Origin of the sequence: Pseudonocardia sp. CA-142604 (assembly GCF_050948475.1) — a bacterium.
In the GTDB taxonomy this organism is placed as follows: Bacteria; Actinomycetota; Actinomycetes; order Mycobacteriales; family Pseudonocardiaceae; genus Pseudonocardia; species Pseudonocardia alaniniphila.
The window spans coordinates 7,716,442-7,742,756 of sequence record NZ_CP192045.1 but is presented as its reverse complement, the minus strand read 5'-3'; the positions used below and the strand labels follow the sequence as shown (position 1 = coordinate 7,742,756).

The 26,315-nt window shown below is 70.5% G+C and carries 23 protein-coding genes; 14 read left to right on the top strand and 9 right to left on the bottom strand.

All coding sequences use genetic code 11. The annotated features are described in order from the left end of the window. Positions 1-138: 138 nt before the first annotated feature. From ACQPZQ_RS34940 to ACQPZQ_RS34930, 3 genes are all read right to left on the bottom strand, one after another. Positions 139-2,187, bottom strand: a complete 2,049-nt coding sequence (locus tag ACQPZQ_RS34940) for an ATP-dependent Clp protease ATP-binding subunit (RefSeq protein WP_433288031.1) — start codon at positions 2,185-2,187, stop codon at positions 139-141. A gap of 80 nt (positions 2,188-2,267) precedes the next feature. Then, the gene (gene glgX, locus ACQPZQ_RS34935) at positions 2,268-4,385 is read right to left on the bottom strand and encodes a glycogen debranching protein GlgX (RefSeq protein WP_433288029.1); all 2,118 of its coding nucleotides are present in this window, start codon (positions 4,383-4,385) and stop codon (positions 2,268-2,270) included. 65 nt (positions 4,386-4,450) lie between these two features. Next, positions 4,451-4,789, bottom strand: a complete 339-nt coding sequence (locus ACQPZQ_RS34930; RefSeq protein WP_241039869.1) for a hypothetical protein — start codon at positions 4,787-4,789, stop codon at positions 4,451-4,453. Between the two features lie 253 nt (positions 4,790-5,042). Between ACQPZQ_RS34930 and ACQPZQ_RS34925 the strand changes: the two genes are divergently transcribed. Both ACQPZQ_RS34925 and ACQPZQ_RS34920 read left to right on the top strand, forming a co-directional pair. Next, complete coding sequence (locus ACQPZQ_RS34925; protein ID WP_433288027.1) at positions 5,043-6,278, top strand: phosphodiester glycosidase family protein; 1,236 nt, start codon at positions 5,043-5,045, stop codon at positions 6,276-6,278. 79 nt (positions 6,279-6,357) lie between these two features. Continuing rightward, positions 6,358-6,867 carry a mycothiol transferase gene (locus ACQPZQ_RS34920; RefSeq protein ID WP_433288026.1) on the top strand — a complete coding sequence of 170 codons (510 nt, stop codon included), beginning with the start codon at positions 6,358-6,360 and terminating at the stop codon, positions 6,865-6,867. A 21-nt stretch (positions 6,868-6,888) separates the two neighbouring features. On the opposite strand, the gene ACQPZQ_RS34915 is transcribed toward ACQPZQ_RS34920, so the two are convergent. Continuing rightward, positions 6,889-7,173 (bottom strand): hypothetical protein, encoded by a 285-nt coding sequence (locus ACQPZQ_RS34915; protein ID WP_433288024.1) that lies wholly within the window; start codon positions 7,171-7,173, stop codon positions 6,889-6,891. Between the two features lie 182 nt (positions 7,174-7,355). Between ACQPZQ_RS34915 and ACQPZQ_RS34910 the strand changes: the two genes are divergently transcribed. After that, on the top strand, positions 7,356-7,916 hold the full coding sequence (locus ACQPZQ_RS34910; protein ID WP_433288022.1) for an NADPH-dependent FMN reductase: 561 nt from the start codon (positions 7,356-7,358) through the stop codon (positions 7,914-7,916). Between the two features lie 88 nt (positions 7,917-8,004). Here the strand turns inward: ACQPZQ_RS34910 and ACQPZQ_RS34905 are convergent, their stop codons facing one another. After that, complete coding sequence (locus tag ACQPZQ_RS34905; RefSeq protein WP_433288020.1) at positions 8,005-8,976, bottom strand: pirin family protein; 972 nt, start codon at positions 8,974-8,976, stop codon at positions 8,005-8,007. Positions 8,977-10,236: 1,260 nt separating this feature from the next. Between ACQPZQ_RS34905 and ACQPZQ_RS34900 the strand changes: the two genes are divergently transcribed. Beyond that, complete coding sequence (locus tag ACQPZQ_RS34900; protein WP_433288018.1) at positions 10,237-10,701, top strand: MarR family winged helix-turn-helix transcriptional regulator; 465 nt, start codon at positions 10,237-10,239, stop codon at positions 10,699-10,701. A gap of 52 nt (positions 10,702-10,753) precedes the next feature. Then, on the top strand, positions 10,754-11,116 hold the full coding sequence (locus tag ACQPZQ_RS34895) for a tetratricopeptide repeat protein (protein WP_433288016.1): 363 nt from the start codon (positions 10,754-10,756) through the stop codon (positions 11,114-11,116). 4 nt (positions 11,117-11,120) lie between these two features. Here ACQPZQ_RS34895 and paaK read toward each other — a convergent pair whose 3' ends face one another. Further along, on the bottom strand, positions 11,121-12,389 hold the full coding sequence (gene paaK / locus ACQPZQ_RS34890) for a phenylacetate--CoA ligase PaaK (RefSeq protein ID WP_433299501.1): 1,269 nt from the start codon (positions 12,387-12,389) through the stop codon (positions 11,121-11,123). Positions 12,390-12,457: 68 nt separating this feature from the next. Further along, on the bottom strand, positions 12,458-14,491 hold the full coding sequence (gene paaZ / locus ACQPZQ_RS34885; RefSeq protein ID WP_433288014.1) for a phenylacetic acid degradation bifunctional protein PaaZ: 2,034 nt from the start codon (positions 14,489-14,491) through the stop codon (positions 12,458-12,460). A 132-nt stretch (positions 14,492-14,623) separates the two neighbouring features. Between paaZ and ACQPZQ_RS34880 the strand changes: the two genes are divergently transcribed. Next, complete coding sequence (locus ACQPZQ_RS34880; RefSeq protein ID WP_433288012.1) at positions 14,624-15,427, top strand: enoyl-CoA hydratase/isomerase family protein; 804 nt, start codon at positions 14,624-14,626, stop codon at positions 15,425-15,427. Then, positions 15,427-16,032, top strand: coding sequence for a TetR/AcrR family transcriptional regulator (locus ACQPZQ_RS34875; RefSeq protein ID WP_433288010.1), 606 nt, complete (start codon positions 15,427-15,429; stop codon positions 16,030-16,032). The genes ACQPZQ_RS34880 and ACQPZQ_RS34875 overlap by 1 nt, the downstream gene beginning before the upstream one ends. Positions 16,033-16,099: 67 nt before the next feature. Here ACQPZQ_RS34875 and ACQPZQ_RS34870 read toward each other — a convergent pair whose 3' ends face one another. Next, on the bottom strand, positions 16,100-18,628 hold the full coding sequence (locus ACQPZQ_RS34870) for a bifunctional YncE family protein/alkaline phosphatase family protein (RefSeq protein WP_433288008.1): 2,529 nt from the start codon (positions 18,626-18,628) through the stop codon (positions 16,100-16,102). A gap of 244 nt (positions 18,629-18,872) precedes the next feature. Here ACQPZQ_RS34870 and ACQPZQ_RS34865 point away from each other — a divergent pair, with 244 nt between their 5' ends. The 3 genes from ACQPZQ_RS34865 (at position 18,873) to ACQPZQ_RS34855 (ending at position 20,786) form a co-directional block, all read left to right on the top strand. Further along, positions 18,873-19,484 carry an ArsR/SmtB family transcription factor gene (locus tag ACQPZQ_RS34865; protein WP_433288006.1) on the top strand — a complete coding sequence of 204 codons (612 nt, stop codon included), beginning with the start codon at positions 18,873-18,875 and terminating at the stop codon, positions 19,482-19,484. 1 nt (position 19,485) lies between these two features. Next, a complete protein-coding gene (locus ACQPZQ_RS34860; protein WP_433288004.1) occupies positions 19,486-19,944 on the top strand; it encodes a DUF6069 family protein in 459 nt (152 codons plus the stop codon). A gap of 83 nt (positions 19,945-20,027) precedes the next feature. Next, positions 20,028-20,786 (top strand): SRPBCC family protein, encoded by a 759-nt coding sequence (locus tag ACQPZQ_RS34855; protein ID WP_433288002.1) that lies wholly within the window; start codon positions 20,028-20,030, stop codon positions 20,784-20,786. A gap of 77 nt (positions 20,787-20,863) precedes the next feature. Here ACQPZQ_RS34855 and ACQPZQ_RS34850 read toward each other — a convergent pair whose 3' ends face one another. Continuing rightward, positions 20,864-23,068: a bifunctional YncE family protein/alkaline phosphatase family protein gene (locus tag ACQPZQ_RS34850; RefSeq protein ID WP_433288000.1), complete on the bottom strand. Its 2,205-nt coding sequence runs from the start codon at positions 23,066-23,068 to the stop codon at positions 20,864-20,866. 424 nt (positions 23,069-23,492) lie between these two features. Between ACQPZQ_RS34850 and paaA the strand changes: the two genes are divergently transcribed. The 4 genes from paaA to paaD are packed head-to-tail and all read left to right on the top strand — an operon-like array spanning position 23,493 to position 26,282. After that, positions 23,493-24,440: a 1,2-phenylacetyl-CoA epoxidase subunit PaaA gene (gene paaA, locus ACQPZQ_RS34845; RefSeq protein WP_433287998.1), complete on the top strand. Its 948-nt coding sequence runs from the start codon at positions 23,493-23,495 to the stop codon at positions 24,438-24,440. Next, a complete protein-coding gene (gene paaB / locus ACQPZQ_RS34840) occupies positions 24,437-24,844 on the top strand; it encodes a 1,2-phenylacetyl-CoA epoxidase subunit PaaB (protein ID WP_433287996.1) in 408 nt (135 codons plus the stop codon). The genes paaA and paaB overlap by 4 nt, the downstream gene beginning before the upstream one ends. Next, positions 24,841-25,761: a 1,2-phenylacetyl-CoA epoxidase subunit PaaC gene (paaC, locus tag ACQPZQ_RS34835; protein ID WP_433287994.1), complete on the top strand. Its 921-nt coding sequence runs from the start codon at positions 24,841-24,843 to the stop codon at positions 25,759-25,761. The genes paaB and paaC overlap by 4 nt, the downstream gene beginning before the upstream one ends. Beyond that, entirely contained in the window at positions 25,758-26,282 is a 525-nt protein-coding gene (paaD, locus tag ACQPZQ_RS34830; protein WP_433287992.1) for a 1,2-phenylacetyl-CoA epoxidase subunit PaaD, read from the top strand. Before paaC ends, paaD begins: the two co-directional genes overlap by 4 nt. The last annotated feature ends 33 nt before the right edge of the window (positions 26,283-26,315 follow it).

The following is a 26,315-nucleotide window of genomic DNA, read 5'->3' as shown; positions in this document are numbered from 1 at the left end:
CGTTCCCGACTTCCACCGTGTCCCGACTAGGACGTCTGGCGGTACGTGAGTCGTGACACGCGAACGGATGGTTCCAGCGCTTTTGTGCGGTCCGCCCAAGATGTGGGGGCTTGCGGCACCAGGATTTGTGCTCTCAGCTCAGGATGCGCGGGGTTGGAGCACCAGGGCGCCGTCGACCACGTCCACCACGACCCGCTGCCCCGAGCCGAGGTCGCCGGCGATGATCATCCGGGAGAGCTTGCGGTCGAGCTCGCGGGCGATCGTGCGGCGCAGCGGGCGGGCCCCGAGCTCCGGCTGGTGACCGCGCTCGGCAAGCCAGTCGACCGCGCTCTCGGTGACGTCCAGCGTGATGCCCTGGGCGCTCAGGCGCTCTCCGGTCTCGGAGAGCATGAGGTGGGTGATTCGCCGCAGCTCGGCGCGGTCGAGGGCGTGGAACAGCACGATGTCGTCGATCCGGTTGAGGAACTCCGGACGGAAATGGGCCCGCATGGCAGCGAGCACGGAGTCGCGGACCTCCTCGGCGGGCCGCCCGGCCTGCCCCGCGGCGAGGAGCTGGTGCGCCCCGAGGTTGCTGGTCATGATCACGACCGTGCTCGTGAAGTCGACGGTGCGCCCGTGGGCGTCGGTGAGACGCCCCGCGTCGAGCACCTGCAGCAGCGTGGAGGTGACGTCGGCGTGGGCCTTCTCGATCTCGTCGAGCAGCAGCACCGCGTACCGGGTACGTCGCACAGCTTCGGTGAGCTGACCGGCGTCGTCGTAACCGATGTGGCCAGGGGGCGCCCCGACCAGCCGCATCGCGCTGCTGCGGTCGGCGTACTCGCTCATGTCGAAGCGCAGCAGCGCGTCGGCCGAGCCGAACAGGGCCTCGGCCAGCGCTCTGGCCAGCTCGGTCTTGCCGACGCCGGTGGGGCCGAGGAACAGGAACGACCCGATCGGACGGTCGGGGTGCGCCAGCCCGGCCCGGCCGGCGCGCACCGCGTCGGCCACGGCCTCGACGGCGTCGTCCTGCCCGACGACACGGCGGTGCAGCAGCGCCTCCAGGTCGAGCAGCCGGGTGCGTTCGGTGGCGGTGATGCGGGCGACCGGGATACCGGTGATCTGTGCGAGCACCGCGGCCACGTCATCGGCGGTGATGTCGACGGTCCCGGCAGGGGCGGCTGCCGCGGCCGCCTCCGCGATGTCGATCTCGCGGGTGAGCATGTGTGCGCGCTCGAAGTCCTCGGCGTCGACGGCGACGTCACGGGCCCGGCGCAGCTGCTCCACGCGCTCGTCGGCCGCAGGGTCGGTGTGGTCGCGACCGGCGTGGATCCGGGCCCGTGCGCTCGCGCGGTCCACGAGGTCGATCGCCTTGTCCGGCAGGAACCGGTCGGTGAGGTAGCGGTCCGACAGCTCCGCGGCTGCGACCAGCGCCGCGTCGCCGATGCGGACGTCGTGGTGCTCCTCGTAGCGCCTGCGCAGCCCACGCAGGATCGTGACCGTCGCCGCGACCGTGGGCTCGCTGATGCGGACCGGTTCGAAGCGTCGCTCCAGGGCGGCGTCCTTCTCGATGTGCTTGCGGTAGTCGTGCAGCGTCGTCGCGCCGATGAGCTGCAACTCGCCGCGCGCGAGAGCCGGCTTGAGCAGGGTGGCGGCGTCCATCGCTCCGCCCTCGGCCGAACCGGCGCCCACCACGGCGTGCAGCTCGTCGACGAACAGCACGATCGACCGTTCCGCGCCCACGACCTCGTCGATGACGCCGGTGAGCCGTTGCTCGAAGTCGCCGCGATACCGGGTGCCCGCGACCATGCCCGCGAGGTCGAGCGAGACCACGCGCACGTCCCTGAGCTGGTCCGGCACCTCGCCGTCGGCCACGCGCTGGGCGATGCCCTCGACGATCGCGGTCTTGCCGACGCCGGGGTCACCGACCAGCACCGGGTTGTTCTTGGTGCGGCGGGCGAGCACCTCGAGGACCTGCTCGATCTCCGCGTCCCGGCCGATGACGGGGTCGAGCCTGCCCTGCTGCGCCGCCGCCGTCAGGTCGCGCCCGAACCGGTCCAGCCGCGGGGTGCGCGCGTGGGTTCCCGGCGTCCTCGGTGTGGTGTCCGGACGGGGCATGGCGCCGCCCAGCGTGGTCTCCAGGTTCCCGATCAGACGCTCGAACAGCTCGTCGAAGGGTCCGGATCCGGGGCGGTCCTGCGGCACGTCCACCTCCACGAGGGTGTATCCGACCTCGATGGTCCTCCCTCGGCGGCCGGTCCGCCCAGGTTGGAGGCCGCGAGCGGGCGCTTTTACGCGATGCGCATCAGAAGCTGCAGCGACCGCCCCACCACTCCGAGCGTGGTGCGGGCACGCGCGGCCGGCGGCAGAAGCGGGCCGGGGGCGCCGCGCTGCGGGTCGGCGGTGTCGAGGACGATCTCCCACGCGGCGCCGTAGGCCGGGCCGGGCAGCGTGAACGCCACGACGTCCGGGCTCGGGTTGACCAGCAGCAGGAACGAGTCGTCGCGCAGCTTGCGGCCCCGGCGGTCCGGCTCGGGGATCCCGTCGCCGTTGTAGAAGATGGCCAGGGCGCGGGTGCCGCCGTCGGTCCAGTGCGCGTCGCTCATCGGCACGCCTGCCGGGGTGAGCCAGGCGAGGTCCTCGAGGCTGGTGCCCCGGACGGGGCGGCCCTGGAAGAACCGGCGGCGCCGGAAGACCGGGTGGTCGCGGCGGAGCCGGACGAGCCGTGCGGTGAAGTCGGTGAGCGAGTGGAACCCGTCGGCCCGCTTCCAGTCCACCCAGGAGATCGCGTTGTCCTGGCAGTAGGCGTTGTTGTTGCCGCCCTGGGTGCGGCCCAGCTCGTCGCCGTGCAGGAGCATCGGGACGCCCTGCGACAGGAACAGCGTGGTCAGCATGTTGCGCTTCTGCCGTTCGCGCAGCTCCTCGATCGTCGGGTCGTCCGTGGGGCCCTCGGCGCCGCAGTTCCACGAGCGGTTGTCGTCGGAGCCGTCGCGGTTGTCCTCGCCGTTGGCCTCGTTGTGCTTGTGGTCGTACGAGACGAGGTCGTGCAGCGTGAACCCGTCGTGGGCCGTGACGAAGTTGATCGAGGAGTACGGACGGCGCCCGCTCGACTCGTACAGGTCCGACGATCCCGTGAGCCGGGAGGCGAAGTCGCCGACCGTGCCCGGCACGCCCCGCCAGAAGTCGCGCACCGCGTCGCGGTAGCGGCCGTTCCACTCCGTCCACAGCGGAGGGAAGTTGCCCACCTGGTAGCCGCCGGGGCCGACGTCCCACGGCTCGGCGATGAGCTTGACCTGGGACACCACCGGGTCCTGCTGCACCAGCTCGAAGAAGGTGGCGAGCCGGTCGACCTCGTAGAGCCCGCGGGCCAGCGCGGAGGCCAGGTCGAACCGGAACCCGTCGACGTGCATCTCCAGCACCCAGTACCGGAGCGAGTCCATGATCAGCTGCAGGGTGTGCGGATGGCGCACGTTGAGCGTGTTTCCGGTGCCGGTGTAGTCGGTGTAGTAGCGAGGGTCGTCGGCCAGCCGGTAGTAGGCGGGGTTGTCGATGCCGCGGAACGACAGCGTGGGGCCGAGGTGGTTGCCCTCCGCCGTGTGGTTGTAGACGACGTCGAGGATCACCTCGATGCCCGCATCGTGCAGCGTGCGCACCATCGCCTTGAACTCGGTGACCTGCTGCCCGCGCCCGCCCCGCGCGGCGTAGCGGTGGTGCGGGGCGAAATAGCCCACGGTGTTGTAGCCCCAGTAGTTCGCCAGTCCGCGCTCCACGAGGACGTGGTCGTCGAGGAACTGGTGCACGGGCATCAGCTCCACCGCGGTGACGCCGAGCTTCTTGAGGTGCTCGACGACGGCGGGGTGGGCCAGCCCGGCATAGGTGCCACGCAGGGAGGGCGGTACCTCGGGGTGGAGCACCGTGAGGCCACGCACGTGGGCCTCGTAGATCACCGACTCGCTGTAGCGGGTGCGCGGCGGCCGGTCGTTGCCCCAGTCGAAGAACGGGCTGATGACCACGCCCCTGGTCTGGTGGGGCGCGGAGTCGTCGTCGTTGCGGTGCCCGGATTGGCCCCAGCGGTAGTCGAAGAGCGACTCGTCCCAGTCCACGGGCCCGTCGAACGACTTGCCGTAGGGATCCAGCAGGAGCTTCGCCGGGTTGCAGCGCAGCCCTTGGGCCGGGTCGTGGGGGCCGTGCACGCGGAAGCCGTACCGCTGCCCGGGCCCCACGCCCGGCAGGTAGCAGTGCCAGATGAAGCCGTCGACCTCCGAGAGCTCGACCCGCTGCTCGATGTCCTCGTCGTCGAAGAGGCACAGCTCGACGCGGGTGGCGAGTTCTGAGAAGAAGCCGAAGTTGGTGCCCAGACCGTCGTAGGTGGCACCCAGGGGATACGCGTCCCCTGGCCAGACTTCCACCCGATCATCCTGCCCCGGGAGATGCCTGCCACGCTGCCGTCAATCCGGTGATCGTCGGCTCTCGATCAGCGCAAGGTGGCTTGTGCCTGTTGTGCGCGGACGGCGATGGGGGCGCCTGCCAGGTCCTCCTCGTTGCACAGCAGCTTGACGTCGTAGTAGGGCCCGGTGTCGCTGTCGTCGTAGTCCAGGTGAACGGCGATGACGTCGAGCGGCTCGCCCAGCCACTCCTGTGCCTGGCGCAGCCAGGCCGCCGACCGTTCCAGCGCGGTCGGGAGGTCGTCGTCGCGGAACTGCACGGGCCGGTAAGGCACTTGCTGGACCTCATCGCGTACGTGTGAGGGTCGCGGAAGGTCGGTTGCCACGCCGGTCTCGTCGAGATCGAGTTCGATCGCCTGCTCGGTCACGCTGACCAGGGTGGCCCGGTGAGTCCGCACGGGCAAGCGGACGCCCGCGACACGCCCATCACGACCGGACGAAACGCAGACGGAGACGCCGCCTGGCGATCCGCGGTGCGTGCAGGCCGTGTCCAGTGGTGTCACCGGTTGGTGCGGTCCCGCGATCACCTCCGGGTGAAGCCTGCCGCCGTGTGGTGTCTGCGGTGCACAGGGCGTGATCCGATCCACTCCGCGATCGCCGATCACGCCACGGGAGGTCCGGATGCGGGCACGGGGAGCCGGTCGCGGACATGCCCTGGTCGCGTTGCTCGCAACGGCACTGCTGGCGTTCGCTCCGTCTGCTGCGGCAGAGCCGGCACCCCCCACACCGACACCCGAAGGTTCGCCCGATCGTGTCGTCGGCGAGGTCGGGCCCGAACAGCCGGTCGCGGTCGGCGTCGTCCACCAGGGGTTCACCACGACCGCCGCGGCCGGCCAGGTGATGGGTGACGTCGTGGTGGTCGATCTGACCTCGCCCGGGATCCGCGCGGACCTGCTCACCCCCGGCACGATCGCCGCACGCGCGCCGGTCGCCGCGATGGCCGACCACACCGGCGCGGTCGCAGGCATCAACGGTGACTTCTTCGACATCGGTCGCACGAACGCCCCCGCCGGACCGGCCGTCGCCGGTGGCCGCCCGCTGAAGGCCGCGGTGCCCCACGGCAGGCGAATGGGGCCGGCCGTGCCCGGAGCCGAGATCGAGCACGTGTTCGCGGTGGGGGTCGACAGCGTGGGCCGGATCGACCGCCTACGGCTGGCGGGCACGGCGACCAGCCCGCGAGGGGCGTTCCCGATCACGGCGCTCAACCAGTACGCCGTGTCGGTCGACGGGATCGGCGTGTTCACCCCGGACTGGGGCGTGGCCGACCGCGCCACGACGCTGTGCGGCACCGACGTCGACCGTGACGCGCCCTGTGCGGCCGACCAGGCCGAGGTGCTGATCCACGAGGGGGTCGTGGTGCTCGCCGGCCCGCCGGTCGGTGGACAGATTCCGCAAGGCGACGTCGTGCTCACCGGTCGGGACAAGGGCGCAGCCATGGTGCGCTCGTTGGAGATCGGCGACCGCGTGCAGATCGACTACTCGCTGGTGCCGGCCAGCGGTGTGCAGCCGCAGTTCGCGATCGGGGGCAGCCCGATCCTGATCGACAGGGTTCCCGTCGCCGGGCTCGACGACCGCGAGCGGGCGCCCCGCAGCGCCGTGGGCATAGGCCCGGACGGGCACTTCATGTTCCTCCTCACGCTCGACGGCCGGCAGACCGACAGCGTGGGTGCGACGCTCGCGGAGCTGGCCACGGTTCTGCGGGCGATGGGCGTCGACGACGCGATCAACCTCGACGGCGGCGGCTCGTCGACGCAGGTCTTCCGGTCGCCCGGCGCGTCCGGGGTGACGATCGTCAACGATCCGTCCGGTTCATCGCCGCGCCTCGTGCCGAACGGCATCGGCATCTACGCCGGCTGATCGGCGACCCCCGGCCGTGCGCCGGTTCGCTCGTGCGGGCAACGTGGGGGCCCCACGACGACGTTGCGAGGAGTGAACCGTGACGAGTGCCGAGCTGCTGACCGACGCCTACGGCCGGATCCGTGAGGAGGTCCGGAGTGCCGTCGACGGCCTGACCCCCGAGCAGTTGGCCTACCGCGTCGATGGCACAGCCAACTCGATCGCCTGGCTGGTCTGGCATCTGACACGCGTGCAGGACGACCACATCGCCGACGTGGCCGGGTTCGAACAGGTCTACACCGCCCAGGGCTGGGCCGAGCGCTTCGGCTTCCCGTTCCCCCCGTCCGCGATCGGCTACGGGCACAGCTCGGCCGACGTCGACGCCGTGCGCGTCGACTCCTCGGACCTGTTGATCGACTACCACGAGGCGGTGCACGCGCAAACCCTCCGGTTCATCGAGGGCCTGAAGGAGGACGAGCTCGGGCGGGTGGTCGACGAGAGGTGGGACCCACCGGTGACGCTCGGCGTGCGGCTGGTCAGCGTGGTGAGCGACGACCTTCAGCACGTCGGACAGGCCGCTTTCCTGCGAGGGGTGCTGGAGCGGCGGTGACCCGCTGAGGTCGGGCCGGCTTCAGGCGGCCCGGCCCACCGCGAGGCGGGCGAACGGGGCCGGCACGATCTCCAGACCGCGCCGTTCGGAACCGGCCGGCTCCGGCGCGGCCGCGGCGTCGTCGTCCAGTGGGTCCGGCCCGCCGGCCGGGCGGACGCCGTCGATCAAGCGATCCTCCAGGTGCGCGAGCCAGAGGGGCGCGGCCAGCAACACGAGTGGGACAACGATGGCGGCGATCCACATGCTGCCTGCGTACCCGCTCTGCCCGGCCGACCCAACCGGTCCCACTCCATCGTGCCGGTCCATGCCGGATGGGATGGCGACATCTCGGCGACTGTTGCCCATCGTGACGAGCACGCCGTGGCGCCCATCACGGACGGGTGAGCACCAGGATAGTTGACGTGACACAAACTTCGTGACTAGCTTGTTGATGCGTCATCAAGGGCCCCTCGCGGGGCTGGAGCTCGCATCAGGAGTACTCACCAGTCATGACCAAGATCGCGATCATCCTCGGCAGCACGCGCCCCGGCCGTAATGGCGAGGCAGTCGCCAAGTGGGTCCTCGACATCGCGAAGCAGCGCAGCGATGCCGACTACGAGCTCGTGGACCTGCTGGACTACAACCTGCCGCACCTCGACGAGGCGGTGCCGCCGTCGATGGGCCAGTACAGCCAGCCGCACACCAAGAAGTGGGCGGAGAAGATCGGCTCGTTCGACGGTTTCGTGTTCGTCACCCCGGAGTACAACCACTCCACGTCGGGTGCGCTGAAGAACGCCATCGACTTCCTCTCCGCCGAGTGGAACAACAAGGCGGCGGGCTTCGTGAGCTACGGCGCGGTCGGTGGCGCCCGTGCGGTGGAGCACCTGCGCTTGGTGATGGGCGAGCTGCAGGTGGCCGACGTGCGCAACCAGGTCGCGCTGTCGCTGTACACCGACTTCACGAACTTCAGTGAGTTCACCCCGGGTGCGCACCAGGCCGACACGGTCAGCGCCATGCTGGACCAGGTCGTGGCCTGGAGCACCGCGCTCGCACCGCTGCGGAGCGCCTGACCGCAGCGTTTCCGGCTCCCCCATCGACCGGGGGGCGGCGAGGGAGCAACGTCCCGCACCCGATGCACGGGTGCGGGACGTTTCCGTGTCAGGAGAACTTGCGCGGTGCGAGCTGATCGGCCGGGATGACGCCGAGCCTGCCGGCCTGGAAGTCCTCGAGCGCCTGGACGATCTCCCGGCGCGTGTTCATCACGAACGGGCCGTGATGCACCACCGGTTCGCGGATCGGCAGGCCGCCGAGCAGCAGCACGTCGAACTGCTCGCTCGGCCGGTCCGTCGCCCGTAGTACGAGGTGGTCGCCGGGCCCGAACACGACGAGCTGGTCGGCCTGCACGGGCCTGCCCTCCGTCCCGGCGGTTCCGCGGCCCGTCAGCACGTAGGCGAACGCGCTGAACAGGGGGCTCCAGGGCACGGCGAGCTCCGCACCCGCGGCGAGGGTCGCGTGCGCGTAGGTGATGGGGGTGTGGGTCGAGCCGGGCCCGCTGAACCCTGCGATGTCGCCCGCGATCAACCGGACCAGCGCGCCGCCGTCGTCGGAGGTGAGCAGGCGCAGGGTGTCGCGCGTGACCGACTGGTACCGCGCACTGGTCATCTTGAGTGATGCCGGCAGGTTGACCCACAGCTGCACTATGTGCATCGGCCCGCCCGCGCGGTACATCCGCTCGGTGGGGAGCTCGTCGTGCAGGATGCCGCTGCCTGCCGTCATCCATTGCGTGTCGCCCTCGCCGATCACCCCGCCTCCGCCGTTGGTGTCGTGGTGGGAGATCTCCCCGTCCAGGACGTACGTGACGGTCTCGAAGCCGCGGTGCGGGTGCCACGGTGCACCCGAGGTCTCCTCGGGTGCGTTCACCGTGGGGCCGGCGTGGTCGAGCAGCAGGAACGGGTCCGCATCGGCCATCGACATCGGCCCGGGGAACGGTCGGTGGATCGCGATCCCGGCGCCCTCGATCTGGCGGTGCGCGGTGATCACCCGGGTCGCCGGCCGGGCGATGGAGGTGCCGGGGACGGGGCGCGGGATGCGGGGGAGGACGAGCAGATCGTCGACAGTGATCGCGGGCAACGGACAGCCTCCTCAGGTGTGTAGGTGCACCGTACGCACGCTTGATGATGTGTCAACATATGTGTCCGGCTGCTGGGGAGCCGAGGTTGAACGAGCGCGGGCCGTTTGTTCGCCGCGCGTGTCCTGCCGGGGTGTACCGGTGGCGCGTTGGTCCGGCCTGTGGCGCGGATATGTCGTTCGTTCCGGTCTGGCTCGGCTCCCGGCTCCGCTGCGGCTCATGATCAGCGTTTAGGGGTCGGTGGCCGTGTCATCGGCGGCTGGGCGGCCCGAACCGGTGATCTTGGGATCGTGGGATGGGCGGAAGGCCGACGACCGACCCGTTCGTCTGGGTCGCTGTGCGTGCCCCCGTTCAACTGGGTGAGGCTGCCGGTGAGGCTCGGGTTGAACGAGCGGCGCGTTCGTCCAGATTGATCGGGAAACGGGCCGCTCGGGTTCGCGGCGTGTGCCCGGCCGGGGTGTGCCGGCGGCCTGATCGTCCAGGTCACGCGAGCGCGCCGTTCGTTCGCCTGGGTGCTGGGCGGGCGCCCGCCTGGATGTCCCGGTGGCGCGTTGGTCCAGGCCTATGGCGCGGATGTGTCGTTCGTTCCGGTCTGGCTCGGCTCCCGGCTCCGCTGCGGCTCATGATCAGCGTTTGGGGGTCGGTGGCCGTGCTATCGCCGGTTGGGCGGCCCGAGTTGGTGATCATGGTCCGGGGGTGGGCGGAAGGCCGACGACCGACCCGATCGTCCGGATCTGCTGCGAACGTGCCCCGTTTCAACCGCATGGGGCTACCGGCGGGCTGGGGTTGAACGAGCGGCGCGTCCGTCCGGGGTCTATCGGGCGAGCGGGCCGTTCGTTCGCGGCGCGTGCTCTGCCGGGGTGCACTGGCGGCGCGTTGGTCCAGGTCTATGCGCGGATGTGCCGTTCGTTCCGGTCTGGCTCGGTCCTCGGCTTCTCGGCGACTCATGATCAGCGTTTGGGGGTCGGTAGCCGTGTTATCGGCGGCTGGGCGGCCCGAACTGGTGATCTTGGGATCGTGGGGCGGTAGTGGGGCAGCGGGGCCACTCGTTCGACCTCGTGACGCGCCACCGGTCGGTGGCCGCGCGGAATCGGCGCCCCGCCCAACCGGGATCGGGGTTCCTTCGTCGGGATTCCGGCGTGGAACGCACTATCACGGCGCGCCACCGGGCCCGTGTGAAAAGCTGAGATGTCCGACTTTCCGAAATGGTGCCCCGCTCGTGGCGCTATGATGATGTATCAACAACCGGGTAGGCTGAGGCTGTGAGTGAACCGCGGTGGCTCAATGAGCGAGAGGCACGCGTCTGGCGGAGCTACGTCGGCCTGAAGTTGCATCTCGAGGCCGAGCTGGAACGTCGGCTGGTGCGCGACGGAGGGCTCTCCAGCGCCGAGTTCACTCTGCTCGTGCCGCTGTCCGAGTCGCCGGGCGGGCTGCTGCGGGCGCGCGACCTCGGGCGGATGGTCGGCTGGGAACGCAGCCGGATCTCTCATCAGGTCGCTCGCATGGAGAAGCGCGGTCTCGTCGTGCGCGAGGAGTGCCCCGAGGACGCCCGCGGATCGATGGTGCGCCTCACCGAGGCCGGCAGGGAGGCCATCGTGGCGGCCGCGCCCTCGCACGTCGAGGCCGTCCGGAGTCTCTTCTTCGACGCGATCGCGGACGACGAGCTGGACGTCATGGCCGGGGCGTTCGAGCGCGTGCTCGACCGGCTGCCGTGCGACGTGGGATAACTGCGGAATACCACCTAGGGGTACCCGGTTGGGAAAACCGGAGGTGATTCCGTTGCAAGAGATCGACAGGTACCGGCTGGCCGGGCTCCACCTCGACATGGGTGACCCGCTCGAGGCGTTGAAGCTCCTCGAACCGATGGCCGACGGGCTGCGTGAGCACGCGGCCGGGCAGCTGCTGCTGGGGCGCGCGTACTACCACTCGGCCCAGCTCGGCAAGGCGCAGGAGGTCTTGGAGCGGGCGGTTTCGCTGGCTCCGACCGACGCCTACGTGCGCTTCATCCTCGGGCGCACGCTGCAGCGACGCAGCAGGCACGACGAGGCCGGCGTGCAGTTCCGCATCGCTGCGGCTCTGGACGACCGTCCGGAGTACCGCGAGCACCGCGATGCCCACGCACGGGGCACCGCGGCGGCCTGAGGAATCAGCGGTCGCGGAGGTCCCGAAGGCGCTGGAGCTTGCCGACCGAGCGCTCCAGCGTCTCAGGGTCGACGACGTCGCAGCCGACGGTGACGCCGACCGTCTCCTTGACCGCGATGACGAGCTCGCGCGCCGCGTCGAGCCTGCGTTCGGCCGGCGTCTCGTGGCGCGCCTCGACGCGCACGGTCAGCGCATCCATCCGGCCCTCTGTGCTCAGCACGAGCTGGAAGTGCGGGGACAGCCCCGCGGTGCGCAGCACGATCTCTTCGACCTGGGTGGGGAAGAGGTTCACCCCGCGCAGGATGATCATGTCGTCGCTGCGGCCGGTGATCTTCTGCATCCGTCGCATCCCCGGCCGTGCGGTGCCGGGCAGCAGCCGGGTGAGATCACGCGTGCGGTAGCGGATGATCGGCAGCGCCTGCTTGGTGAGCGAGGTGAAGAGCAGCTCGCCCTCCTCGCCGTCAAGCAGCGGTGAGCCCGGGTCGTCGCCGAACGGGTCGACGATCTCCGGGTAGAAGTGGTCCTCCCAGATGTGCAGGCCGTCCTTCGTCTCCACACACTCCTGCGAGACGCCGGGCCCCATCACTTCCGAGAGTCCGTAGATGTCCACGGCGTGCATGTCCATGCGCTCCTCGATCTCGAGGCGCATCTGCTCGGTCCACGGCTCGGCCCCGAAGATCCCGACTTGCAACGAGGAGGAGCGCGGGTCGATCCCCTGCTTCTCGAACTCGTCGACGATCGTGAGCATGTAGCTCGGCGTGAGCATGATGATCTCGGGCCGGAAGTCCTGGATGAGCTGGACCTGCCGCGGGGTCATCCCGCCCGAGACCGGGATGGCCGTGGCTCCGAGCTTCTCGATCCCGTAGTGCGCGCCGAGACCGCCGGTGAACAGGCCGTACCCGTAGGCGTTGTGCACCTTGTGCCCCGGCCGTCCGCCCGCCGCCCGGATCGAGCGGGCCATCACGGTGGCCCAGGTGTCGATGTCGCGTTCGGTGTAGCCGACGACGGTCGGGCGCCCGGTGGTGCCCGAGGAGGCGTGCACCCGCCGCACCTGCTCCTGCGGCACCGCGAACATCCCGAACGGGTAGTTGTCGCGCAGGTCGGCCTTGGACGTGGTGGGGAACTTCGCGAGGTCGGAGAGCTCGCGGCAGTCCTGCGGGTGCACGCCGGCCGCGTCGAAGCTCGCGCGGTAGTGCGGGACGTTCTCGTAGGCGTGACGCAGCGTCCATTGCAGACGCTCCAGCTGCAGGGCACGCAGCTCGTCGACCGACATGCGCTCCGCAGGGTCGAGCAGCTCGGCAGGCGGGGCGTCGCCGAGCCTGCGCGTGGCCGGTGCTGCCATCACACCTCCTTCTTGGCCACGAGCGTGAGGACGTCGTAGCGGGCCACGGACTCGCCGTCCTGGCGCGTCACGTCCGCGTCCCAGCGCACCTCGCCGTAACCGGCGGTGTCGCGCGGGGTCACCTGCTTGCAGGTCAGCGACACCGTCAGGGCGTCGCCGAACTTGACCGGCGTCAGGAAGCGCAGCCGGTCGACGCCGAAGTTGGCGAGCACGGGGCCGGGGTCGGGGTCGACGAACAGGCCGGCGGCCAGCGAGACGACGAGGTACCCGTGCGCCACGCGCTCGCCGAACAGCGGGTTCGCCGCGGCCGCCTCGGCGTCCATGTGGGCATAGAAGGTGTCGCCGGTGAACTCGGCGAAGTGCTCCACGTCCTCCTGCGTGACGGTGCGCGGGCCGCCGACGATCGTGTCGCCGACCCGCAGCTCCTCGAGGTGCTTGCGGAACGGGTGGACGTCGGTCTCCGTGCGCCGCGAGCCCGCCACCCAGCGGCCGGTGATCGCCGTGAGCGTGTCGGGGTCGGCCTGCACGGCGGTGCGCTGCATGTGGTGCAGCACCCCGCGGATGCCGCCCATCTCCTCCCCGCCGCCTGCCCGGCCCGGGCCGCCGTGGACGAGCTGCGGCATCGGTGAGCCGTGGCCCGTCGACTCCTTCGCGTCGGCCTGGGTGAGGACGAGCAACCGGCCGTGCCACGGGGCGACGCCGAGCACGACGTCGCGTGCGAACGCCGCGTCACCCGTGACGACCGAGCCGACGAGGCTGCCCTGGCCGCGTGCGGCGTAGTCGATCAGCTGCTCGGTGGAGGAGTAGGGAAGCACGCTCGAGACCGGCCCGAACGCCTCCACCTCGTGGGGCTCGGCGCGGTCCGGGTCGCCGGTGAGCAGGATCGGGGAGATGAACGCGCCGCGCTCGGCGTCGGCGTCGACCACGTCGACCTTCTCCGGGTCGCCGAAGACGATGCGGCCTGCGTCGGCGAGGGCCTTGACGCTGCGGCGCACCTCCTCGCGCTGTTCGAGGCTCGCGAGGGCGCCCATCCGTACGCCCTCGGCGGCCGGGTTGCCGACCACAGTGGACGCCAATCGGGCCGACACCGCCTCGACGACGGCGTCCACATGCTCGGCCGGCACGAACGCGCGGCGGATCGCCGTGCACTTCTGGCCGGCCTTGACCGTCATCTCCTGCAGCAACTGCTTCACGTAGAGGTCGAACTCGGGCGTGCCCGGCCCCGCGTCCGGCCCGAGGACCGAGAGGTTCAGGGAGTCGGCCTCCGCCGAGAAGCGCACGCTGCGCCCGACGATGCCGGGGTGGGTGCGCAGCTTCGCGGCGGTGGACGCCGAGCCGGTGAAGGCGACGAGGTCCTGCTCGGTGAAGTGGTCGAACATGTCACCGACCGAACCGGCGACGAACTGCAGCGTGCCCTCTGGCAGCAGTCCGGAGTCGACGATCAGCTCGACGAGCGCGGCCGTCAGGAACGCCGTGGGGCTCGCAGGCTTGACCACCGACGGGACGCCCGCGAGGAACGCGGGGGCGAACTTCTCCAGCGGCCCCCACACCGGGAAGTTGAAGGCGTTGACCTGCACCGCGACTCCGCGCAGCGAGGTGGCGATGTGCTGGCCGGCGAACGTGCCGCCACGGGAGAGCGGCTCGACGTCGCCCTCGACGTAGATCGTGTCGTTCGGCAGTTCGCGGCGGCCCTTGCTCGCATAGGCCTGCAGCACGCCGATGCCGCCGTCGATGTCGAACTTCGCGTCGAACGGAGTGCCGCCGGTGCGGGCGGACACCGCGTAGAGCTCCTCGCGATGCTCACGCAGGTCCCCGGCCAAGGCCTTCAGCAGTCCCGCGCGCTGGTGGAAGGTCAGCTCCCGCAGCGCCGGGCCGCCCACGCGCCTGCCGTGGTGGAGCACCGCGGCCATGTCGATCCCGGCCGAGGAGATCCGGGCGACCTCGTCGCCGGTGACGGCGTCGAAGAGCGGGCGGCCCTCGTCGGAGGGGGAGTGCCAGCGGCCCTGGACGTAGCTGCGCAGAACAGTTGACATCAGGGGAGCCCTCCCGGGATGTTCTACCGACCGTTCGTTCGAACGCTAGCACGCAGGGTGCGCCCCGAACAGTGTCGATCCTCGCCCGCGCGTGTCTCGACCGGTCGTTCGTTCGGGCTTTACCATGGCCCCGTGACCGATGACCCAGCCGTGCTGATCACGCGCGATGACGTCGACCCGGCCGTCGCGGTGCTCACCCTCAACCGGCCGGCGCGGTACAACGCGCTCACCACGGAGCTGAAGACCGATCTGCTGGCCGCCGTGGAGGATCTCGGAAAGGCCGAGGACGTCCGCGCGCTCGTGCTCACCGGCGCGGGCAAGGCGTTCTGCGTGGGGCAGGACCTGGGAGAACACGCCGAGGCGCTGCGCGTCGACCCGTCCACGGCCTTCGACACCGTCACCGAGCACTACAACCCCATCGTCGCCGAGCTCGCCGACATGGACTTCCCCGTCGTCGCGGCGATCAACGGCCCGTGCGTCGGCGCCGGTCTCGGGTTCGCCCTCGCGTGCGACCTGCGGATCGCGGCCGCCGGGCTCAAGTTCTCCACCGCGTTCACCGGTATCGGGCTCACCGCCGACTCCGGGCTCTCGGCGAGCCTCGCCCACGCCGTGGGTGTCGCGCGGGCCACCGAGCTGCTCCTGCTGGGGGAGCCGTTCACCGCGGAGGACGCGCAGGCCTGGGGCCTGGTGCGAGCGGTCGTGCCGCCCGAGGAGGTGGTGCCTGCCGCGATGGAGCTCGCCCGCCGCCTGGCGGCCGGCCCTACGAAGGCGTACGCCGAGGTCAAGCGCGGGATCCGGTTGGGAGCCGTGTCCGCGCTGCCGGACGTGCTCGCCGCGGAGGGTGCCGCGCAGGCCCGGCTGGCCACCACCTCCGACCACGCCGACGCCGTCGAGGCCTTCCTGGCCAAGCGCCGCCCGACGTTCCGGGGGCGCTGATGACCACCGAGGCGGCGGGACGCCGGGTCCGCAGGCCCAGCGGCGGAGCCGCCTCGTTGCTCGAGGTGGCGGTGGCGGAGTTCAACACCCGCGGCTACGACGCCACGAGCATGGAAGATCTCTCCCGCGCCGCGGGGATCACGAAGTCGTCCTTCTACCACCACTTCACGGGCAAGGAGGCCCTGCTCAGGGCCGCGTTGGAGCGCGCGCTGAGCGGCCTCTTCGGGGTGCTCGACGAGCCCGCCGCCACCACCGGCACGCCATTGGCGCGGCTGCAGCACATCGTCCGTGGGCAGGTGGCGGTGCTGCAGCGCGACCTGCCCTACGTCACGCTGCTGCTGCGGGTGCGCGGCAACACCGAGAGCGAGCGGTGGGCGCTGGCGCGCCGCCGCGCGTTCGACGCGCAGATCGCGGCGCTCGTGAAGGAGGCGGTGGCCGCCGGGGAGATCCGGCCCGGTGTCGAACCCGCTCTGGCCGCGCGGCTGCTCTCCGGCCTGGTCAACTCGGTGGTCGAGTGGTACCGGCCCGGGCGCCCGGGCACGGCCAACCTTCCGGACGACGTGGCCCGCGCGGTGTTCGAGGGGATCTTGCCGGCAGCCGGCTGAGACCCCGCACCCGAACCTCGCGCGGGCCCGGAACGACGGTGATCACGAACGACGGTGATCAGGTCACTCAGTTGTCGTCGTCATCGTCGTCCTTCGCTCCCGGCGGAGGTGCGGGGAACACGTGGTGTTGCGGCGCGGGCATCACGGAGCCGGCGCCCTTCACGCTGTGCCAGATCGCCTCGTTGAACGTCTGTTCGTCGATCTGGTCCTCCTTCGTGAGGGGCTGAGCGTTGGAGGTCGCCGCATCGGGCGCGTTCGCCGGGTTCGTCTCCTTCATGTTCTGTCTCGGCCGCACGGCGGTGTACGGGGTGAGGTTCGGAGTGGAGGTGAAAGCGGCGAGCATCGGCGTTGCGTAGGCGTCGAACTGCGTGAGCGGCTGCAGCCCGAGGATCAGTTCCATCGTCCGCAGCATCGACGCGGTGCTGTAGAAGGTGGAGTCGACCTTGCCCGTCTGGCTGTAGGGGCTGATCACCTCGGCCACCGTGCGGTGGGCGTCGACGTGGTCGGGTCCGTCCTGTGCGTCGTCCTCGGTCACGAAGATCGCGGTGGATCCCCAGTACTTGGAGTGCGAGACCGTGTCGACGACCTTGCCGACGGCCCAGTCGTTGTCGGCGACGTAGGCCCTCGGCGTCGGGGAGCCGGTCTTCGTCCCGGCGTTGTGGTCGTTACCCAGGCGGAGCAACTCGACGGTCGGCAGGCTGTTGTTCGCGACGTACCTGTCGAACTCCTTCTTCCACTCGGTGTAGCGGGGGCTGAGGCAATGCGCCGACGGCACCGCCCGGAAGGTCCCGGGCGAGTCGGGGCAGCTGAGGTCCCACCCCCGGTAGTTCGGGTCGGTGTGGGCGGCGAGAACGGGGTCGGTCGCCTTCGACCTCCCGTCCTTCAGCGTGTCGACGTAGTAGCCGTAGTTGCGGAACGACACGTGATTCTCGGCCAACCGGTCCCAGATATAGGCCTTCGCCGGGTCGCGGTTCGGTGCGATGGCCGGGTCGGAGCTCTCCGACGGGTAGGGCGCGTTGCGATCGGAGTAGTTGCCCGGCCAGACCTGCTCGGAGTACGGGTTGGAGTTCGCCGCCACCGTCCAGTTCCAGCCCTGGGCGCTGACCTCGGCGTCGGCGTAGAAGTTGTCGAAGTCGCCGAACGTCTTCTCCAGGTTGCGGGAGTTGGGGGCGGACTCGTCGCCGAACAGGTCGAGCGAGGGGTCGCCGTTGCCCTTGCCCAGGCTGCCGAACTCCTGATCGTAGGTCCGGTTCTCCCGCACGATGAAGATCACGTGCTTGATCGGGGTCTGCTCGCCCGGGTGCCGCGGGATGATGCTCATCCCCCGGTCACCACCGCGCACCGCGGCGCCGTCGGCGAACCCGTCGTTGTTCCGCACCTGCTGCGTCCAGGTCTGCAGCTGAGCCGGGTCCGGCGTGGTGATGGCGGAGAGCGTGCCCACCATCATCGAGCCGCTGTACTGGTTCGCCGGAAGAAAGGTGGAGTAGGGGTTGGGGTGCCCCGGCCCGTTGTTCGGTCCGGCACCCAGCCCTTTCGCGTTGGTGACGAGCATCTGGTTCCCGTGCATCACGATCGACGTGGGGTACCAGCCGGTCGGGATCAACCCGTTGACCGCGCCGGTACCGGTGTCGACCGCGGCCACGTCGTTGTTGCCCGCGTTGGCGACGTAGAGCGTGTGGCCGTCCTGCGAGAGCGCGAGCGCGTCCGGGTTGCTGCCGACGGGCGCGTCGGGGTAGGGCGCGAGGTCGATCGTGCGGGTCACCTTGTCCGACGCGGCGTCGATGACACTGACCTCGTCGGAGTCGCCGTTCGCCACGTAGAGGGTGGAGCCGTCGGCCGAGGCGATGATCTTGTTGGGGTGGGTGCCGACCTTGATGCTCCGCTGCGCCACCGGCATCGCGCCCGACACGTCCACCACAGCCACGTCGTTGCCGCCCTGGCTGGTGACGTAGGCGGTGCGGCCGTCCTTGGAGAGCGCCACGCCGTAGGGCCGGTGCCCGGCCGCGATCGTGTGCACGGCTCCCGTGCCCACGTCGATCACGCTGACGGCGTCGGCCTGCTGGTCGGCGACGACGAGCCGAGCTCCGTCGGGCGTGACGGCGATGCCGGCGGGGAACGGGTTGATCTTCGCGCCCTTCGGGGTGCTGGTGGGCAGCGCGAACGACCCGTTGGCGGCGAGGCCGTGGTCGCCGACGGCGTAGCTGCGCACGAGGTTGTTGCCACCGCCGCTCGCGTAGAGCGTGTGGCCGTCGGGGCTGAATGCGAGGCCCGTGTACAGGGCCGCGGGGTCGGGGTAGTCCAGGGTCTGGCTGACATCACGGGTGCTCGTGTCGATCAGTTGCAGCGACTGGACGCCCTGGCCGTCGTTGCTGACGACGAGATGGCTGCCGTCCGGGGACAGTGCCTCGCCCAGCGGTAGGTCACCGAGGTCCGTCTGCTGTCCCGCCGGCGTGACGGTGAAACCGATGGGCGTGAGCGTGGGCCCGCTCGGGTCGGGACCAGGCTGCGGCGGCGTGGCTGCAGCAGCCGTGCCGCCGATGGTCAGCGTGGCCGCCAGGACGGCCGCCGCAGTGATCGATCGATGTCTGCACCGCATAACCGTGTGCCTCCTTCTCGGCCTGAGGTCGGCCGTACTCCGAGGTGGACGCTAGGAGCGGGCGATGGCCTGCTCCGCGCGTTGCGGTGAACGAGACGTGGATGGGGCGACACCGCACGATCGGGCTCGGGCATCAGGGACGTGGTGCCCCTAGTGACCTTGCGCGAGATCTCCGGGTAAGCCGTTCTGTACCGACAAACTTTCTTGTCTTGACAGATGAACTTGTCGGTGCGAGAGTTTCCGCATGTTCGACATCGCAGTGATCGAGGACCCGGCCGCGGCCGAGGCGTCGCTGGACCCCATGCGGTCCCGGCTCCTCGCCGCGCTCGCCGAGCCGGCCTCGGCGACGATGCTCGCGGCCCGGGTCGGCATGGCCCGGCAGAAGGTCAACTACCACCTCCGGGCGCTCGAACAGCACGGCCTGATCGAGCTGGTCGAGGAACGCCGCAAGGGCAACGTCACCGAGCGGGTCATGCGGGCCACCGCGGCGTCGTACGTGATCTCGCCGGTCGCTCTCGCCGCCGTCAGTCCCGATCCGGCCGGGACGCCGGACCGGTTGTCGGCGCGGTGGCTACTGGCGGTCGCCGCCCGGCTCGTCCAGGACGTCGGTGAGCTGATCACCGGCGCGGAGCGGGCCAGGAAGCGGGTGGCGACGTTCGCCGTCGACGTCCACGTCCGCTTCGCCTCGGCGAGCGACCGGGCCGCCTTCGCCGAGGAGCTGGCGGCCACCGTCAACGGCCTGGTCGGCAAGTACCACGACGAACGCGCCCCCGGCGGTCGTGACCACCGGGTAGTGCTCGCCCTGCACCCCAGCGTCAACCCCCGTACCGGCACCACCGCATCCGAGGAGTCCTGACATGACCACCACGACCGTCCCCGCCCTCGACCAGGCACTCCCGATCACGGAGACCGGACCCACCACGGCCACGAGCGTCCGGCGCCGGCAGCGCGCCAAGGCGGTGGGCGTCGCGGTGGCGGCGAGTGGCGTGCTCTACCTCGGCGCTCGGGCAGCCGGCACGGATTTCGTGCTCACCGACCCCGGGGCGACCGTGTCGCACCCGCTGATCCTGCCGGAGATCATCGTCTTCGCTCTCGTCTTCGCGCTCCTCGGCTGGGGCACCCTCGCACTGCTCGAGCGCGTGACCCGCCACGCGAAGATCATCTGGAGCCTGCTCGCCGCAACGGTGCTCGCGGCATCCTTCATCCCGGTCTTCCTCGAGCAGGCCACAGTGGACACCCGGATCATGCTCTGCCTCATCCACGTCGCCGTCGCGGTCGCACTGCTGCCGATGCTCCGGCACCGCCGCGCCCGCTGACCCCGCTCGACACCCCGGCTCGACAACACAGCTCGGCCTGCTCGACCACTCCATCCGGATCACCACCCCGAGAGAGGTTCACCATGGGACACAAGTTTGAGCTCACCAAGGAAATCGAGATGTCGGCCCGCCCGGAGCAGATCTGGGACGCCATCGCCACCGGTCCGGGTATCGACTCCTGGTTCATGGGTCGCAGCGAGGTCGAGCCCGGCGAAGGCGGGCGCACCCGGTTCGCCATGGCCGGCCACGTCGCGGAGTCGACGGTGACGGCATGGGAGCCAGGCAAGCGGTTCGCGCACCGGAGCGAACCAGGGCCGGACGGCACCTTCATGGCACTGGAGTACCTCATCGAGGGGCGTGACCAGGGCGCCACCGTGCTGCGGATGGTGCAGAGCGGCGTCCTCGGGGACGACTGGGAGACCGAGTACGAGGCCATGGGCCTCGGATGGGACATGTACCTGGCCACGCTGGCGGCGTACGTGACGCACTTCCCCGGCCGTACCGGCACTCCCGTCTCGGCGTTCCGGCCGGGTGCCGGCGACCCGGACCAGGTCTGGGCGGCCGTTGCCGGCGCGTTCGGTCTCACCGGCCCCATCACCGAGGGCGAGCGGGCCCGGCTCGAGCTACCCGGGCTGCCGCCGATCGACGGCGTGGTGGACCTCGCCGGCCTGCCGACGTACTTCGGTGTGCGCACCGCGGACGCCCTCTACCGGTTCCTGCACTCCGGTACCGACCGCGGCAACGCGCTGGTGGTCGGGCACCACATCTTCGCGTCCGACTCGGATCCCGACCGGACGGACCAGGCCTGGCAGGAGTGGCTCACCCGCCTTCCGATCGCCTGACCAGGCGGCCTCGCGCCGAGGAGCGACCGGCCCACCCAGCCCCCTGTGGCGCGGGTGGGCCGTTCGCCGTTCCGCTCCTAGGGGTGGTTCATCTCCTGCATGTTCTGCGACGGCTTCACCGCGGTGTACGGCGTGAGGTCCGGCTTCGAGATGAAGGCGTTGACCATCGGCGTCGCCGCGGCGTCGTACTGGGTGAGCGGCGGCAGTCCGAGGATGAGCTCGATCGTCCGCAGCATCGAGACGGTGCTGTAGAAGGTGGAGTCGACCCTGCCCGTGTGGCTGTAGGGGCTGATCACCTGGGCTACCGTGCGATGGCCGTCGACGTGGTCGCCGCCGCTGTTGGAGTCCACCTCGGTCACGAAGATCGCGGTGGAGGACCAGTAGTCCGAGTGCGACACGGCGTCGACGATCTGGCCCAGCGCCCAGTCGTTGTCGGCGACGTAGGCCGCCGGCGTCGGCGAGCCCGGCTTCGGCCCGGCGTTGCGGTCGTTGGGCAGCCTGATCAGCTCCGCTGCCGGCAGGTTGTTGTCGGTGACGTAGCCGTCGAACTCCTTCTTCCACTCCGCGAAGCGCGCGTTGCCGCAGTGCACGCCCCCCGCCGGGGCGAAGCTCCCGGGGGAGTCGGGGCAGGCGAGGTCGAACCCGCGGTAGCTGTGGTCGGTGTTCGCGTCCAGCACCGGATCGGCGGCCTTCGACGACCCGTCCGGCTGGATGTTGGTGAACACGCCGTAGTTGCGGAACGGCACATGATGGTCGGCCATCTGGTCCCAGATGTAGGCGTGTGCGGGATCGCGGTTCGGCGCAGTGGCCGGGTCGGTGCCCTCCGCGGGAAGGGGCCCGGTGCGGCCGGAGCTCACGGCAGGCCAGGTCTGCTCGGAGTAGTCGTTGGAGTTCCCCGCGACGGCCCAGTTCCACCCCTGCGCCCCGACCTCACCGGGGGAGTAGAAGTTGTCGAAGTCGCCGAACGTCCGGGCCAGCCTGCGTGAGTTCGGTGTGGACTCGTTGCCGAACACGTTGAGCGCCGCGTCGCCGTTGCCCCTGCCCAGGCTGCCGAGCTCCTCGTCGTAGCTCTGGCCCTCACGCACCACGTAGATCACGTGCTTGATCGGGCTCTGCACGCCCGGCTTCAACGGGACGACACCCGAGTCCCGGACCTTCGCACCCTTGTTCGTGCCCTCGGACGGAGTGCTCATGCTCTCGGGCCGGGGATTCGGGTCGGGGAACCCGTCGTTGTCCCGCACCTGCTGGGTGAAGTCCTGCAGATGCCCGGTCGGCACGGGGACGCGCGTGAGCGTGCCCACCATCATCGAGGTGACGTCCTGGCTGAGCACCTCCATGTCGGGGCGGTTCGGGTTCGGGTGACCGGCCAGGTCGTTGGGTCCGGCGCCGAGGCCCTTCGCGTTCGTGATGAACAGCTGGGTCCCGGTCCACGCCAGCGAGGTGGGGTGCCACGAGGTGGGGATCATGCCGTTGAAGTGACCCGACCTGACGTCGATGAAGGCGACGGCGTTGTTGCCCGAGTTGGCGACGTAGAGCGTGCGACCGTCCTCGGAGAGCGCGACGGCGTCGGGGTTGCTGCCGATCGGGGCGTCCGGGTAGGGGGAGACACTGATCGTGCGGGTCGTCTTCTCCGTGGTGGTGTCCACCACGCTGAGCTCGTCGGAGTCGCCGTTGGCCACGTAGAGGGTGGAGCCGTCGGCCCGCGCGATGAGCCGGTTCGGGTGAGTGCCGACCGGAATCGACCCGCGTTGCACGGGCTCCGGCCGGCTCAGGTCCACCACCGACAGTTCGTTCCCGCCCTGGTCGGTGATGTAGGCGGTGTGGCCGTCGTGCGAGACCACCACGCCGAAGGGCCGGTGGCCGATCGGGGCCGAGTGCACCGCGCCGGAGGCGAGTTCGACCACGCTGACGGCGTCGGCCTGCTGGTCGGCGACCACGAGCCGGGAGCCGTCCGGGGTGACGGCCAGGCCCGCCGGGAACGGGTCGATCGGCTGGCCCGTCGGGCCGGTGGTCGGAAGGGGAATCGATCTCCTCTCCGTCAGCCCGGTCGCGCGAACGCTGTAGGCGCGGATCAGGTTGTTGCCGCCGCCGCTCGCGTAGAGCGTGAGGCCGTCCGGGCTGAACGCGAGTCCCGCGTAGAGGGACGCGGGAGCTGGGTACTGCAGTGTCTGTGTGACGTCCCCCGTGCTCGTGTCGATCAGCTGGAGCGACTGGACACCCGCACCGGCATTGCTGACGACCAGCCGGCTGCCATCAGGAGCCATCGCAGAGTCGATCGGCATTCCGGCCAGGTTCGTCTGCTTCCCCGCAGGACCGATCCCCTGGCCGATCGGCGAAAATGAGTTGGCGTCGTTGACCTGTCCACCTTGGCCGGGCCCGGCCTGTGGTGGAGGAGTCTGTTGTGGCTGCGCCGCGGCCGTGCTAGCGAAGCCCAACATGGCCACAAGGGCCACTCCGGTCACGATCCATCGTCTACCCCCCTGGTTCATATGCCTCTCCTTCTCGGCCGGATGGGCCGGCCGCGTCCACGTCGGACGCTAAGAGGGGGTGGTGGATCTGCTTGCTTATTCAGATGAACACAAGGTTGACAGCAGGGAACCAGGCGATCGGTCTCGGGCATCGAGGACGTAAACAGCTGGCACCTTGCGTGGCGCGAGCGGCTGGTGCACCATTAACCGAACGAACATTCGGTTGGAGGGAAGTCGGATGGACGCGCTCGAGGCCCGGTTCGAGGAGACGATCGCCGCCGACCAGCGGATCGAGCCACGTGACTGGATGCCGGAGGCGTACCGCCGCACGCTGATCCGGCAGATCGCGCAGCACGCGCACTCGGAGATCATCGGCATGCAGCCGGAGGGCAACTGGATCCTGCGTGCCCCTTCTCTCCGCCGCAAGGCGATCCTGCTGGCGAAGGTGCAGGACGAGGCCGGGCACGGCATGTACCTCTACGCGGCGGCGGAAACCCTCGGCGTCGACCGCGAGGAGCTCACCGAGAAGCTGATCGAGTCGAAGCAGAGGTACTCCTCGATCTTCAACTACCCCGCGCTGAGCTTCGCCGACATCGGTGTGATCGGCTGGCTCGTCGACGGCGCCGCGATCTGCAACCAGGTGCCGCTGTGCCGCTGCTCCTACGGCCCCTACGCGCGGGCGATGATCCGGATCTGCAAGGAGGAGTCGTTCCACCAGCGGCAGGGCTACGAGCTGCTGCTCGCGATGGTGCACGGCACCGACACCCAGCGCGAGATGGTGCAGGAATCGACCAACCGCTGGTGGTGGCCGTCCCTGATGATGTTCGGGCCTCCCGACGGCGACTCGCCGAACACGCAGCAGTCGATGGCGTGGGGGATCAAACGCCACACCAACGACGAGCTGCGCCAGCGGTTCGTCGACATGACGGTGCCGCAGGCCGCCGCCCTCGGCATCACGCTGCCCGACCCCGATCTCCGGTGGAACGAGGAGCGCCAGGCGCACGACTACACCCAGCCGGACTGGGACGAGTTCAAGGCCGTTCTGTCCGGCTCCGGGCCGTGCAACGCGCAGCGGCTGGCGCACCGGCGCCGGGCCCACGAGAACGGCGCCTGGGTGCGCGAGGCCGCCGGGGCCTATGCCGAGAAGCAGGCGGCACGGGCCGCGCGGACGGAGGCTGTGGCATGAGCGAGTCGTCGGTGCAGCGCGAGCGTGCGAGCGAATCAGGGACGCCGCGCGATTTCACGGCGGAGGGCGGCCACGGTGCCGTCCCGACGAGCGGCGTCGAGACCGGGTCGGGCGAGCGGAAGCGGCGCAGCTGGCCGCTCTACGAGGTGTTCGTCCGCGGCAAGCGCGGCCTCAACCACGTGCACGTCGGCTCCCTGCACGCGCCGGACAGCGAGATGGCCCTGCGCAACGCCCGCGACCTCTACACCCGTCGCAACGAGGGCGTGAGCATCTGGGTGGTGCGGGCCGAGGACATCGCCGCGTCCAGCCCCGATGAGAAGGACCCGTTCTTCGCCCCGGCGGGCGACAAGATCTACCGGCACCCCACCTTCTACGCGATTCCCGAGGAGGTGCCGCACCTGTGACCGCGCACTCGCACACCGAGGAACAGGACGCGACCAACGCTTACCAGTCACTCGCTGAGACCGTGGGCCATGACGACCCGCGCTGGGCGTTCGGGTCGGGCGTCGAGGACGTGCAAGGCGAGATCGACTCGCCCGTGCCCGACGGCGTCGACGCCGGTGACCTCGCCCAGTACTGCCTCATGCTCGGTGACGACGCCCTGATCTGCAGCCACCGCATCTCCGAGTGGGTCAGCAACGCGCCCGAACTGGAGGAGGAGGTGGCGCTCGCCAACATCGCGCTCGACCTGCTCGGCCAGGCCCGCGTCCTGCTCGCCAGGGCCGGGCACGTCGAACACGGCGGGCGCGACGAGGACGCACTCGCCTACCTGCGTACCGAGGCGGAGTTCCGCAACGTCGCTCTGGCGGAGCTGGGCGACGAGCTGGACTTCGCCCGGGCGATCGCGCGGCTCCTGCTGTTCTCCACCTGGCGGCTCGCCTTGCTGCAGCGACTGCTCGACTCGCGCGACCCCGTGCTCGCGGCCGTGGCGGGCAAGGGCGTCAAGGAGGTGGCCTACCACCGTGACCACGCCGCCCGCTGGACGGTGCGTCTCGGCGACGGCACCGCGGAGTCGCACCGGCGGATGCAGGACGCCCTGGAGATCGTGTGGCCGCACGTGGAGGAGCTCTTCCGCACGTCCGACGTCGAACGGCGGCTGGTCGAGGCCGGCGTCGCGGTCGACCCGGAGCAGCTGCGGCCCGAGGTCGACGCCGTGCTCGACGAGGTGCTCGCGGCTGCCACGCTGACGCGCCCCCAGCGCCCCGCGATCGGCACCATCGGTGGTCGTGGCGGGCGCCAGGGCCTGCACACCGAACAGCTCGGGCACGTGCTCGCGCAGATGCAGAGCCTCGCGCGTCAGCACCCGGGGGCGACGTGGTGACGGAGACGGTGCACGGGAGCGAGGGCGCCGACGTCCGGGCCCGGGCGGCCGCCGCCACCGTGACGGATCCGGAGATGCCGATGCTCACGCTGGACGACCTCGGCGTGATCCGGCGCATGGACGTCGAGGGCGACGCGGTCACGGTGACGATCACGCCGACCTACTCGGGCTGCCCGGCGCTGGAGATCATGAGCGACGACCTGCGCGCCGCTCTCGCCGAGGCGGGGTTCGCCCGTGTCGAGGTGCGCACCGCGCTCGCCCCGCCGTGGAGCACGGACTGGATCTCCGACGAGGGGCGGCGCAAGCTCGCCGAGCACGGCATCGCTCCGCCGGGCCGGGTCGGTCCGCGCAGGTCCGGGCCGGTGCCGCTCACGCTCACCGCGCCGGCGCCGCTGGTCCGTTGCCCGCGCTGCGGAGCACCGGCCACCGAGGAGATCTCCCGGTTCGGCCCCACGGCGTGCACGTCCCTTCGCCGGTGCCCCGCCTGCCGGGAGCCGTTCGAGCACATGAAGGAGCTCTGAGCCGTGTCGGCCACCGAGATCGCGATCCCGGAT